This is a genomic window from Mesorhizobium sp. M0030, from assembly GCF_040323695.1.
Lineage (GTDB): Bacteria > Pseudomonadota > Alphaproteobacteria > Rhizobiales > Rhizobiaceae > Mesorhizobium.
In genome coordinates, this window is record NZ_JAMYVE010000001.1 from 79,490 (window position 1) to 91,241 (window position 11,752).

The 11,752-nt window shown below is 62.5% G+C and carries 12 protein-coding genes; 4 read left to right on the plus strand and 8 right to left on the minus strand.

From position 1 onward, the window contains the following. The first annotated feature begins 87 nt into the window (after positions 1-87). On the plus strand, positions 88-606 hold the full coding sequence (locus NKJ80_RS00395; RefSeq protein WP_023669627.1) for a GcrA family cell cycle regulator: 519 nt from the start codon (positions 88-90) through the stop codon (positions 604-606). Positions 607-703: 97 nt separating this feature from the next. Here the strand turns inward: NKJ80_RS00395 and NKJ80_RS00400 are convergent, their stop codons facing one another. The 3 genes from NKJ80_RS00400 to NKJ80_RS00410 all read right to left on the minus strand — a co-directional run bounded on the left by NKJ80_RS00400 (position 704) and on the right by NKJ80_RS00410 (position 3,913). Then, entirely contained in the window at positions 704-1,711 is a 1,008-nt protein-coding gene (locus NKJ80_RS00400) for a magnesium and cobalt transport protein CorA (RefSeq protein ID WP_023669626.1), read from the minus strand. 95 nt (positions 1,712-1,806) lie between these two features. Further along, entirely contained in the window at positions 1,807-2,529 is a 723-nt protein-coding gene (gene phoU / locus NKJ80_RS00405) for a phosphate signaling complex protein PhoU (protein ID WP_023669625.1), read from the minus strand. 115 nt (positions 2,530-2,644) lie between these two features. Next, positions 2,645-3,913, minus strand: coding sequence for an ATP-binding protein (locus tag NKJ80_RS00410; protein WP_023715333.1), 1,269 nt, complete (start codon positions 3,911-3,913; stop codon positions 2,645-2,647). Positions 3,914-4,015: 102 nt separating this feature from the next. Between NKJ80_RS00410 and ppk2 the strand changes: the two genes are divergently transcribed. Next, the gene (ppk2, locus tag NKJ80_RS00415) at positions 4,016-4,921 is read left to right on the plus strand and encodes a polyphosphate kinase 2 (RefSeq protein ID WP_023703442.1); all 906 of its coding nucleotides are present in this window, start codon (positions 4,016-4,018) and stop codon (positions 4,919-4,921) included. Between the two features lie 201 nt (positions 4,922-5,122). Here the strand turns inward: ppk2 and NKJ80_RS00420 are convergent, their stop codons facing one another. Together NKJ80_RS00420 and NKJ80_RS00425 are read right to left on the minus strand one after the other, a co-directional pair. After that, positions 5,123-5,761 (minus strand): acyl-homoserine-lactone synthase, encoded by a 639-nt coding sequence (locus NKJ80_RS00420; protein ID WP_023681954.1) that lies wholly within the window; start codon positions 5,759-5,761, stop codon positions 5,123-5,125. A gap of 275 nt (positions 5,762-6,036) precedes the next feature. Then, positions 6,037-6,768, minus strand: coding sequence for a helix-turn-helix transcriptional regulator (locus NKJ80_RS00425; RefSeq protein WP_352496856.1), 732 nt, complete (start codon positions 6,766-6,768; stop codon positions 6,037-6,039). Between the two features lie 296 nt (positions 6,769-7,064). Here NKJ80_RS00425 and NKJ80_RS00430 point away from each other — a divergent pair, with 296 nt between their 5' ends. Continuing rightward, the gene (locus tag NKJ80_RS00430; RefSeq protein WP_502902177.1) at positions 7,065-7,880 is read left to right on the plus strand and encodes an ABC transporter substrate-binding protein; all 816 of its coding nucleotides are present in this window, start codon (positions 7,065-7,067) and stop codon (positions 7,878-7,880) included. Between the two features lie 60 nt (positions 7,881-7,940). Here the strand turns inward: NKJ80_RS00430 and NKJ80_RS00435 are convergent, their stop codons facing one another. Then, positions 7,941-8,354 (minus strand): tellurite resistance TerB family protein, encoded by a 414-nt coding sequence (locus NKJ80_RS00435; protein ID WP_023703444.1) that lies wholly within the window; start codon positions 8,352-8,354, stop codon positions 7,941-7,943. A gap of 156 nt (positions 8,355-8,510) precedes the next feature. Between NKJ80_RS00435 and NKJ80_RS00440 the strand changes: the two genes are divergently transcribed. Continuing rightward, complete coding sequence (locus NKJ80_RS00440; RefSeq protein ID WP_023732412.1) at positions 8,511-10,160, plus strand: lysine--tRNA ligase; 1,650 nt, start codon at positions 8,511-8,513, stop codon at positions 10,158-10,160. On the opposite strand, the gene NKJ80_RS00445 is transcribed toward NKJ80_RS00440, so the two are convergent. Both NKJ80_RS00445 and NKJ80_RS00450 read right to left on the minus strand, forming a co-directional pair. Then, the gene (locus NKJ80_RS00445) at positions 10,123-10,995 is read right to left on the minus strand and encodes a thermonuclease family protein (RefSeq protein ID WP_023823726.1); all 873 of its coding nucleotides are present in this window, start codon (positions 10,993-10,995) and stop codon (positions 10,123-10,125) included. The genes NKJ80_RS00440 and NKJ80_RS00445 overlap by 38 nt on opposite strands. Before the next feature lie 8 nt (positions 10,996-11,003). Further along, positions 11,004-11,654, minus strand: a complete 651-nt coding sequence (locus NKJ80_RS00450; protein ID WP_023823727.1) for a S24 family peptidase — start codon at positions 11,652-11,654, stop codon at positions 11,004-11,006. Between the last annotated feature and the right edge of the window lie 98 nt (positions 11,655-11,752).

The following is an 11,752-nucleotide window of genomic DNA, read 5'->3' on the forward strand; positions in this document are numbered from 1 at the left end:
CCTAATATATGTGGTGTCTGCCCCGGCAAAGATTGCCGGGTCGGGAACGGATTCCGGCTGCCGCACACTTAGCAGGAGCGCGGTCTCATGAACTGGACTGACGAGCGGGTCGAACTTCTCAGGAAACTGTGGTCGGAGGGCTTGAGCGCAAGCCAGATCGCCGCACAACTCGGCGGGGTCAGCCGCAACGCGGTCATCGGCAAGGTGCACCGGCTGAAGCTGTCGGGCCGCGGACGCTCGACCGCGACGCCGGCACGTCAGAAGAAGACAACGCAGGGATCTTCGATCCAGAAATCGGTGCCGCGCGCCGCAACCACGCAGCGCCATGTCACGACGTCGATCGGGGCGAACGCGCTGCAGGCGCAGTTCGACGCCGAGCCAGTGGCGCGCCACTACATCCGCCCGGTCGAAAACGTCGTCGTGCCGATCTCGCGGCATCTGCAGCTCACCGATCTCACCGAGCGCACCTGCAAATGGCCGAATGGCGACCCGCTGTCGGAAGACTTCAACTTCTGCGGCAACGAGGCGGCCGAAACCGGACCTTACTGCAAGTACCACGCAAGGGTGGCGTTCCAGCCGGCTTCAGAGCGGCGCAGAAGCCGGTAGTTAGGAATAGGGATTGGGGACTGGGCAGTAGGGAATGGGGTAGCGCTCGTGAGGCGCTACCTTATTCTGCCTACTGCCTACTGCCTACTGCCTACCATCACAGCCACCCACTCTTCCGAAATCGCCAATACAAAAACGAGCAGATCAGCGCGATCGAGACCAATACGACGGGATAGCCGTATTGCATCTTCAGCTCCGGCATGTCGTCGAAATTCATGCCGTAAATGCCGGCGAGCGCCGTCGGCACCGCCAGGATCGCGGCCCATGAGGCCAGCTTCTTGGTGTTCGCGGTTTCCTGGCTCTGGCCGACCAGCAGGCTGGCTTCGAAAGCGAAGGCCAGAACCTCGCGCAGGCTGTCGATCTTTTCCTGCACGGTGCGGATATGATCGGTGACATCGCGAAACAGCGGATGCATGGCGGTATGGATCTGCGGCAGGTCGGCGCTGGTCAGCCGGCGGCAGACCTCGACCAGCGGCAGCGCCGCATTGCGCAGGCGCAACAGATCGCGGCGCAGCATATAGAGCCGCTCGATGTCGGGACCGGTCATCGGCTTCAGCAGCACCCTGTCCTCGATCGCCTCGACCTCGTCCTCGATCTGCTCGAGCACCGGCATGTAGTTGTCGACGATGAAGTCGAGAATGGCGTAGAGGACGAAATCCTCGCCCTTGGCCAGTGAGTGCGGACAGCTTTCCCAGTGCTGGCGCACGGCGGCGTATGAGGTCGAGGGACCATGCCTGACGCTGACGATATAGCCTGAGCCGACGAACAGATGCGTCTCGCCGAAGGTGACGCGTCCGTCGATCAGCTGTGCAGTGCGGGCAACGATGAACAGCGCATCGCCATATTGCTCGATCTTCGGCCGCTGGTGCGGATGTTCGGCGTCTTCAATCGCCAGCTCATGCAAATGGAATTGCGCCTTGACGCGCAGCAGAAGCTCGCGGTCGGGTTCGAGCAGCCCGATCCAGACGACATGGCCCGACTTCTTGGCCCATTCACCGGCTTCCTCGATCGGAATGTCGGCGATGCGCTTGCCGGCGGTGTAGACGCTCGACGCGATGATGCCGGACGATGCCGGCGCCGGCTTGAACTCTCGGACATATTCCATCGCAGCCTCCTGAGCGCCTGGCCTTGGCCAGGAACCGAGACGCTAACATCCGGGTAGTTTAGCGCAATATGATTAAGCGTTCGAGGGGCGCGCGATCACTTCACCGGCAGCGCCGGAAGGGCAATCTTGTCGGTCTTGTCGCCCTTTGGACGCTCGGCCGGCAACTGCTCGCCGGTGACGATGTAGTAGATCGTCTCGGCAATGTTGGTGGCGTGGTCGCCGATGCGCTCGATGTTCTTGGCGCAAAACAGCAGATGCGTGCACGGCGTGATGTTGCGCGGATCTTCCATCATGTAGGTCAAAAGCTCGCGAAACAGCGAGGTGTACATGGCATCGATCTGGTCGTCGCGGTCGCGAACGAAGCCTATTTTCTCGACCGAGCGCGAGGCATAGACGTCGAGCACTTCCTTGAGCTGGGTCAAAGCGAGTTCGGCCAGCGCCTCGAGGCCGCGAAACAGGCTGGTCGGCTGGCGGCCATCAATGACGCTGACCACACGCTTGGCGACGTTCTTGGCGAGGTCACCGACCCGTTCGAGGTCGGCCGAAATGCGGATGGCGCCGACGATCTCGCGCAGATCGGTCGCCATGGGCTGGCGCTTGGCGATGATGACGATGGCTTTGTCGTCGATTTCGCGCTGGCCCTCGTCAAGCACGATGTCGTCGCGGATGACCTTCTGGGCGAGGCCGGGATCGGCATTGACCAGCGCCTGGATCGCCTGCTCGACCATGCGCTCGGCATGGCCGCCCATCGCAGCGATGCGCTTCGCCAGGTATTTCAGCTCTTCGTCATAGGCGCTGACAATGTGTACGGACTGCATGGGCGAAATGCCTTCCTTAAATCTTTGGCCTTTTGAGTCGTTTCCTCGACCCCTGTGCTGATACGCTAGCCGGATGACAGAAAGAAGAAACAGGCAGTTAGCAGATAGTACCGCCTCAGCCTGCCGGCAAATGGACCGTGAACGCCGCGCCCTTGCCAACCTCCGACTTGATCGAAAGCCGGGCGTTGTGGCGCGTCAGAATATGCTTGACGATGGACAGGCCAAGACCGGTGCCTTTCTGCGTGCGGCTGCTCTCCACGTCGACGCGATAGAAGCGCTCGGTAATGCGCGGTATGTGCTCTTCCGGGATGCCCGGGCCATAGTCCCTGATGGTGACATCGATGCCCGGTTCCGGGCCGGCCTCGCCCCGCGCGATCGACACTGTGACGCGTCCGCCAGGCTGGCCGTATTTGCAGGCGTTTTCCAAGAGATTCTCGAACACCTGGAACAGCTCGTCGCGGTCTCCGGGCACGTCGAGCGGCCCCTCGGCGTAGTCGCGGTCGATGACGACGCCGTTCTCGCTGGCGAGCGGGCCTAGTGAATCGATGACGCTGTCGATGGTCTGGCGCAGATCGACCTCGGTTCCCGGCCTCAGGTAAGGCTTCATTTCAAGCCTCGACAGCGACAGGAGATCGTCGATGAGGCGCGCCATGCGGCCGGTCTGGTTCTGCATGATCTGCAGGAACTGCTCGCGCGCCGCCGGATCGTTGCGGGCCGGGCCGCGCAACGTCTCGATGAAGCCCGAGATCGAAGCAAGCGGGGTGCGCAGCTCGTGGCTGGCATTGGCTATGAAGTCAGCGCGCATGCGATCGATGCGGCGCGTCTCGCTCTGGTCCTTGAACACCAGCACATAGAGATCTGTGGCGTGGCCGACCGAGGATGCGCTGACCCGGTAGGCGCGTTCCACCGGCAGCTTCTCGGTGTAGTCGACGGCATCCGAGGCGACGGCTCCCGACAGCACGCCGTCGAGCAAGGCCTGCATTTCCGGCGCGCGGAATTTTAGCGACAGCGACAGGCCGGGCGCGATACCGACAAAGGCGGCAAAGGCGGCGGCATTGGCGTGGACGATGGTGGCGGTGCGGTCGAAGATGATCAGCGGATCGGCAACGGCAGCCGCAAGATATTCGCCGGAAAGCCGCTGCAGCCCGCTCGCCTCGACCGTGGCAATGGTCTTCTCAGCAGACCGGCTGGCGCCACCGGTTGGCAGAAGCGCGGCAGCCAGCAGCACCGTCAACGCAGCCAGGACGACATAGGCGGAGATACCGGCAAAACCATAAACGGCCAGGATAGCGATCGCACCGGCGGCAAGCAGCCATCGGCTGTTCCACAGCCGGCCGGCGACGGCCTGCCCCCTGGTTGTCCGCTCTGCCCCGGTGTCAGCCATTCGTGCTTTCCGTGCTTCTGCGCCGGTCCCGCCGAAACTTCCGCTGGACCGGGTTTGAGGCCCCCCATAGCATGAGTCCGCAAGCTGGAAAGGTTCGTCTCGATGAAAAAAGCCAAGGAAAGTCCCGCCGCAGAGCCGGCAAAGGGGCCGCTGAAGATCAAGGTGGACGGCAAGGAGCGGGAGTTCGACATCGAAAACCCCGAACTTCCCAGCTGGATCGAGGACCACAAACTGACCGCAGGCGACTACCCCTACGACAAGAAAATGAAGAGCGAGGAGTATGACGAGACGCTGGAGCGGCTGCAGATCGAACTGGTCAAGGCGCAGGCCTGGCTGCAGGCGACCGGCAGCAGAGTGATGTCGCTGTTCGAGGGGCGCGATGCCGCCGGCAAGGGCGGCACCATCTCGGTGCTGCGCCAGTATCTCAATCCTCGAACCGCGCGCAACGTGGCGCTGACCAAGCCGACCCCGACCGAGGTCGGGCAGTGGTACTACCAGCGCTACGTCGCCCATTTCCCGACATCAAGCGAATTCGTCACCTTCGATCGCTCCTGGTACAACCGCGGCGGCGTCGAGCCGGTGATGGGCTTCTGCACACCGGAACAGCATGCAAAATTCCTCGACGAGACGCCGCATTTCGAGCGGATGATCTCCAATGAGGGCATCTATTTCTTCAAATTCTGGCTCAACATCGGCCGCGAGACCCAGCTCGAACGGTTTCACGACCGCCGCTGGTCGCCGCTGAAGAACTGGAAGTTCTCGCCGATCGATATTGCCGGCATCACCAAATGGGACGACTACACCAAGGCGCGCGACCAGATGGTCGAGCGCACGCACAAACAGTTCGCGCCCTGGATCATCGTGCGGGCCAATGACAAGCGACGCTCGCGGCTGGCCGTCATGCGGCGCATCCTGTTGTCACTGCCCTATGATGGGCGCGATCTCGACGCCATCGGCAAGGAAGACAAAAAGATCGTCGGCGAAGGGCCGTCGTTTCTTGAGAAGTAGAGACTGGCCTCGATAGGCAGAGGCTGAAATTACAGAGCCCACCCCCACACGGAGGTGGGCTCTGTGGCCATTGTCTAAAGCGCATCGCATTTGAACGGATTCACGCGACGCGCTTTAGGTCTTTGTTTCATGCATGTCGTTCTCTCAAAACCGGGGCCACTTTGAGCGACATGCATTAAAGCGCGTCGGGTGAAGACAGTCTCACGACGCCTGCCGCATGCCGAGCATGTGGGGGGTGCCCCTGGCCAACACCGGGGCGTGATGGTTGCGGCGCGAACGCACGACATCCAGCGTATGCTCGTTGAAGGTCAGCAGTGTGGCGACGACCTGCTGGTTGCCATAGGTGCGCTGGTAACCGAGCGGCGTCGCCAGGAAGTGCAACTGCAGCGTCCGCAGCACCCACACCGGCTCGACCTCGATAATGACCTGATCGACATTGCGAGCAAGGCCCCATTCGACGAAGCCGGCGATCAGTTCGGTGCCGACCGTAGACACGCCGCGCTTGCCATCGCGAAAGCCTGGCGCCACCGCGTAACGGGTTAGCTCCCAGACATTCGGTCCCGAAGGGCGCTTTCCCTCGCAGAGTTCCGGCATCACATCGCTAAGGAGATGCGGCCGTGTGGTCGGCAGCATCCGATGATAGCCTGCAAGCTCGCCATTGCGTATGACAAGGTGGTGTTCGGCCTCATCATGGTCGAATTGATCGATTTCGAGGCCGTCCGGGCGATCGAGATCGGTCCACCGCATCTCATCGACGAAGACCTTGTAACGCAGGCGATGGACGGCCTCCCATAGGTCGGGACGTTCCATCAGTTGTTGAGTGGTAAGGGAAAATAGCATTAGCCGTCTCCTGGGCTTAAGAGGAAGATACGGCCGGGCTTTCCCGAAAAAATTGCGCGAAGGTGTTGGCAAGGATTTCCAGGCTGCCACAGCCGACATGGCTAATATAGCTGCGTCTAAACGCCTCCGCGATGGCGTGCACCCTGTTGGCGACGCCGAGTCTGCTTTTGGCGTTAAGAAAGCATTAGCCGTCTCAAGAGGACGACAGGGGCCGGTCTTTTCTGAAGATATGACGCCAACACTGCGGCCATAAATTTCGGGCCGCCAGAACCGGCCTAGCTGATATAGCCGTGCCTGACTGCTTCGGCGACTGCCTGCACACGGTTGGCGGCGCCTAGTTTGCTCTTGGCGTTGAGAAGGTGTTTCTCAGAGGTATGCTCCGAGATGCCGAGGATCTGCGAAATCTCCCACTCGGATTTTCCGACCGCCGCCCATTGCAGGCATTCGCGCTCGCGCGGCGTCAATTCAATGTGATCGATAGATTTGCCGGCCGTCGTTTGAAGCTGCATGGCGCGGCCGATGGCATAGGTGGAGGCCAGCGAGACCATTGCGAATTCGGCTTCGGACAGTTCGACCGCCTCACCGCCCAGCGAGACCAGCGCGATCTGGCCTTCGAGCGTGATCAGCGGGAAGGCGAGGCCGTCACGCAGCTTGAACTGGCGGGCGTCGCGCATCACCTCGGCGCTGCTCTTGTCGGCGGGCATGCTTTGAACGGCATCGCGCCATTGGAATGGCGCCCGAAACTGCTTCAAATGGCTGACGATCGGATCGTGGTCGACGTAGTTGCGCGATAAGTAACGCTCCAGCCATTCGCTAGGCCAATCGCAGAGCAGCACATGGTCCTTCGTCTGGCTGCTTGGTGTACCGGGCTGCGGCACCGTTGCGGCTATCAGGGCCGTCAATCCGAAATTCGAGGTGACACTAAGTAGCTGCTCGCACACCGCAGCCGACGTGTCGGCACGCTGCACCCGGTCAATATATTCAAGTGTCCGGTCAAAATAACCCATCGCAACATCTACCCCATGTTGCCTACCGCTCTTGAGACCGATGCTACGTGCCTGCCCCGCACTTAGCCATCAACCCCGGATTGCAAAGCCACATCCTTAGCTTCTCTAACGCCAGCGACCGCCAACCCCGGGCCGACTCTGTGCGGCTATTTGCAACCTCGCCAAAGCATAACCCGAAATTTGCCCGTTGAAATCAAAAACAATTGTGCCTGCGCCGTTTTCGTATCACAAGCCAACGGCCAAGACGGGCGGAGTTTTTTGTGACATCACGCTGGATAACCATCGCCTTGCTGTCGATGCTGATGGGAGTGCAGCCGTTTGCCGGCGCTGCGCGGGCAGCGGAACCGCAGGTACCGGTGCTTTGGGATGCCAAGGAGCGGCTGCCGAAACCGGACCTTTCGGCGCTGCCGAGGCTCAGGTTCCTCACCACAACCGATTTCCCGCCCTTCAATTTTCTCGACGGCACGGGCCGATTGTCCGGCTTCCACATCGACCTGGCGCGGGCGATTTGCGCCGAACTCGACATCGCCGACAAATGCCAGATCCAGGCGCTGCCCTGGGCCGAACTCGACGACGCGTTGCAGAAGGGCGAAGGCGAGGCGATCATCGCCGGCATCGCCGCAACGCCGGAGACGCGGGCGAAGTACAGCTTTTCGCGCTCCTATCTACAGTTTCCGGCGCGCTTCATCATGCCGAAGACCAAGGCCTTCGCCGAGCCGATCCTCGACAAATTGCGCTCGAAGCGGGTCGGCGTGCTGGCCGGCTCGGCGCATGAAAAGATGCTGCGCGATTATTTCGGCACCGTGCAGATCATCCGCTTTCAACGGCCGGAAGACCTCTACAGCGACTTGACGAGCGCCAAGATCGATGCCGCCTTCGGCGACGGCATGCGCTTTTCCTTCTGGCTGGGCGGCACGGACGCCGCCGGTTGCTGCCGCTTCGCCGGTGGACCCTACCTGGCGCCGGAATATCTGGGGTCCGGCATGACCATTGCCACCCGGGCCAGCGACCCAGCGCTGGCCGCAGCCATGGACTACGCGCTGCAGGAGATATCGGTGAAAGGCACCTTCGCCGAATTCTACCTGCGCTATTTCCCGGTCAGTTTCTTCTGATCCGGTTCTCGGTCCAGCTTTTTCTGATCCGGCCCCGGTCAGCTTCCTCTACGGGCTGGATCAGGTCAGCGTGCGCAGGCGGGCCTTCGCCCCGCGCGCGATGGCTGCGGCGGTCAGCGTGTCGAGATCGAGCTCACGCCGGATCAACTGCAGCACCCGCAATTCCTCCATGCGCATTTCGAGATCGACGGCGGCAACCTCGAAGGCCGCGGCATAGGCGGTGTCGTGCAGCCGTTCGGGCAAAATCTCGGCGACACGCTCGAGCACGCCTTCCAACCCATCCTTTTCATGCAGCATCTTCTGGCAGTCCTGCGCAATGGCGATCAGCCTGTCCTGCTTGAAATCCTCGAACACCGGCCAGCTGCGGACGACGTCGCCGATGCGCGCCAGTTCGATATCGGTCATGTCGCGATCGGAAGCCGAGGTGATGACCATCAGGTAGATCAGGGCTTCATGGGTGGACGGCAACGGCATTCAAAACTCCTTGATAGTGAGGGTCGAAGGTAGGGACGCCACGGCGCCGTCGCAACGAAAACGCCTGATATCGTTGACGCTCCGCCCTGTCGCGCCTAGAGACCCGGTTGAAAAATCTTACCAGCCGCGAAAGCCGGCCATGACTGGAACTTTGACATGACGGGATCAAACATCGCCGATCTCAACCCCGAAATGCTTGCGGCAGCCGCCGAAAGCAAGGCCTGGCCGTTCGAGGAAGCCAAAAAGATCATCGAGCGCTACAAGGGCGGCGACTTCCCGGAGATCGTCCTGTTCGAGACCGGCTACGGCCCGTCGGGCCTGCCGCATATCGGCACGTTCGGCGAGGTCGCGCGCACCTCGATGGTGCGCCATGCCTTTCACGTGCTGACCGGGAACAAGGTCAAGACCAAGCTGCTCTGCTTCTCCGACGATATGGACGGCATGCGCAAAATCCCCGACAATGTGCCGGATCGCGCAGCGCTCGAGCCCTATCTGCATATGCCGCTGTCGGCGGTGCCCAATCCGTTCGGCGGCGACTATCCGAGCTTTGGCGACCACAACAACGCGATGCTGTGCCGCTTCCTCGACACGTTCGGCTTCGACTACGAATTCGCCAGCGCCACGCAGTACTACAAGGCCGGCCGCTTCGATGCGATGCTGGTGCGCGCCGCCGAGCGCTATGAGCAGATCATGGCGGTGATGCTGCCGACGCTGGGGCCGGAGCGGCAGGCAACCTACAGCCCGTTCCTGCCGATCTCGCCGAAGAGCGGGCGCGTGCTCTACGTGCCGATGAAGCATGTCGACGCCAAGGCCGGCAACATCACCTTCGACGATGAGGGCACCGAGACCACGCTTTCGGTGACCGGCGGGAAGGTCAAGCTGCAGTGGAAGCCGGATTTCGGCATGCGCTGGGCAGCGCTCGGCGTCGATTTCGAAATGTTCGGCAAGGACCACCAGACGAACGCGGTGATCTACGACCGCATCTGCAACATTCTCGGCGGGCGCGCGCCCGAGCATTTCGTCTACGAACTGTTCCTGGACGAGAACGGCCAGAAGATCTCGAAGTCGAAGGGCAACGGGCTGACCATCGACGAATGGCTGCGCTACGCGCCGACCGAAAGCCTCGGCCTCTATATGTATCAGCGGCCAAGGCAGGCGAAAAAGCTCTATTTCGACGTCATCCCACGCGCCGTCGACGAGTACTACACCTTCCTCAACGCCTATCCGCGCCAGGACTGGAAGGAGCGGCTGGGCAATCCGGTCTGGCACATGCATGACGGCAAGCCGCCTTCCATCGACATGCCGGTGCCGTTCTCGCTGCTGCTCAACCTGGTCAGCGCCTCCAACGCGCAAAACAAGGATGTGCTGTGGGGCTTCATCTCGCGCCATGCATCTGGCGTGACGCCGGCGACGCATCCCGAACTCGACCAGCTGGTCGGTTTCGCCATCCGCTACTTCGACGATTTCGTGAAGCCGACGAAGACCTTCCGGCCGGCCGACGATGTCGAACGCGTGGCGCTGGAAGCGCTTGGCAACGCGCTTGCTGGCCTGCCGGCCGGCGCCGACGGCGAAGCGATCCAGAACGCTTCGCTCAACGTGGCGCGCAAGATCGAACGCTATCAGGACCATTCGAAGAAGAGCCCGGACGGCGGCCCTGGTGTCTCGGGCGCTTTCTTCCAGATGATCTACCAGGTGCTGATCGGCCAGGAACGCGGACCGCGCTTCGGTTCGTTCGCAGCCCTCTACGGCATCGCCGAAACCCGCGCCCTCATTGAGCGGGCGCTGGCTGGTCAGTTGGCGGCGTAATTTCCGTCCCGGCCGGCGGCGTGTCTATCGCCGGGGCATCAAGGATCGGTTGCGACGCCGTCGGTGCCGCAACAGGCGTTGGCGCCGGTGGCAGGCCGCCAAGATCGGGCGCGGCGCCGAAGACGCCCTTCTTGGCGGCGCGCGCCTTGTCGCCCGCTTCGACATAGGGGCCGCCTGCCGTGGCGCGCGCCCAGCCGTTTTCGACCAGCCACTGGCCGACATCCAGCTTGCCGATGCGGCATTCGGCGGCGATCAACGCACGGTCGGCCTCCGGCGGCACCTTGCAGGCAACGGCCCGGCCGCGCAGGAAAGACCGGAACGCGGTGCGCGCCCTGATACCGCAAGCCCAGGACTTGCCGCCCTCGGTGCAGGTCTCGTCTTGCCTGACGATGTCGATGCCGGAGACCGTCACGGAATAACCATTGGCTTCGATCAGGCCGGCGGCGGCCGCGACCGGCTGGAACAGCTTTGTTCCTCCCCAGTCGTCGACCGCTCTGCGCCCACGCGGCTTGGGCGGTCCGGCCAGCGCCAGGTCGCTCAGCGGCGCGCGTGGCTCAACCCGTTCAAGTTCTTCTACCGGCAGCGGCGGCGGTGCGATGGCCTCGGGATCGATCGCCCTCGAATGCACCTGAGGCGAGTGCATCGGAGGCTTGACGGGCTGGACCTCGGGGACCGCCGACGTCGCCGGCTCCTCGGGCACGGCCTCGGTGTCCGGGTCGATCTGGTCGACGGTGATGGCGGTGCTTTCGTGATGCAGCGCGCGACCGCCGGCGACGACAATGGCGACCATCACCGGGATCGCCAGGAGGGCTATGAGGATTTGAAGCAGACGCACCGCGAGACCTACTGGCTTGCCCAGACGATCCGCGCCACCCATTCGACCTCGCCCATCGCGATGTCGCGGTCCGGATGGTCGGGGTTGAGCGAAATCAGCACGATCGATTTCGTCGTCTGGCGGTCGAGCACCTTGGCCATGACTTCGCCGGCATTGGTCTTGACGACGACGCGGTCGCCCTTGCGGGTAGCGGCGCCCGGCTCGACGATCAGCACATCGCCATTGCGGTAGAGCGGCAGCATGGAATCGCCCTGCACCTTCAACGCATAGGAGGTTTCGGTCGCCCGTGCCGGAAGCTCGACAAGGTCCCAGCCCTGGCCTGAGGGATAGCCGGCATCATCGAAGAAGCCGCCGGCGCCGGCCTGGGCGAAGCCGAGCAGCGGCACCGCCGAACGCTGCGGGGCTAACGAGCCCGAAGCTGTCTTGGCACGGCCTTCGACCAGTCCGGTGAATTCGTCGAGCGAAGCGCCTGTCGCCTCGATGATCTTGGCCAGCGATTCGGTCGAGGGCCAGCGCGGTCGCCCATCCGAGGACAGCCGCTTCGACTTGTTGAAAGCGGTGGAGTCCAGACCGGCTCGCCGGGCCAGGCCGGAGGCCGACAACGAATAGCGCTCGGCGAGAGCGTCGATGGCTGCCCAAACTCGGTCATGCGAGAGCAATTCGCTCTCCTCAAAACAGGAAAAAATACCTTTTCCTTCTAACGCGTGGTCATCCGATTGTCCACCGGCGCGCGGCCCGATCCCCTAAAAAGCTGTGT

Coding starts and splice junctions, on each gene's coding strand:
- NKJ80_RS00395 (WP_023669627.1), top strand. CDS start 88: ATGAACTGGACTGACGAGCGGGTCGAACTTCTCAGGAAACTGTGGTCG.
- NKJ80_RS00400 (WP_023669626.1), bottom strand. CDS start 1,711: ATGGAATATGTCCGAGAGTTCAAGCCGGCGCCGGCATCGTCCGGCATC.
- phoU (WP_023669625.1), bottom strand. CDS start 2,529: ATGCAGTCCGTACACATTGTCAGCGCCTATGACGAAGAGCTGAAATAC.
- NKJ80_RS00410 (WP_023715333.1), bottom strand. CDS start 3,913: ATGGCTGACACCGGGGCAGAGCGGACAACCAGGGGGCAGGCCGTCGCC.
- ppk2 (WP_023703442.1), top strand. CDS start 4,016: ATGAAAAAAGCCAAGGAAAGTCCCGCCGCAGAGCCGGCAAAGGGGCCG.
- NKJ80_RS00420 (WP_023681954.1), bottom strand. CDS start 5,761: ATGCTATTTTCCCTTACCACTCAACAACTGATGGAACGTCCCGACCTA.
- NKJ80_RS00425 (WP_352496856.1), bottom strand. CDS start 6,768: ATGGGTTATTTTGACCGGACACTTGAATATATTGACCGGGTGCAGCGT.
- NKJ80_RS00430 (WP_502902177.1), top strand. CDS start 7,065: ATGCTGATGGGAGTGCAGCCGTTTGCCGGCGCTGCGCGGGCAGCGGAA.
- NKJ80_RS00435 (WP_023703444.1), bottom strand. CDS start 8,354: ATGCCGTTGCCGTCCACCCATGAAGCCCTGATCTACCTGATGGTCATC.
- NKJ80_RS00440 (WP_023732412.1), top strand. CDS start 8,511: ATGACGGGATCAAACATCGCCGATCTCAACCCCGAAATGCTTGCGGCA.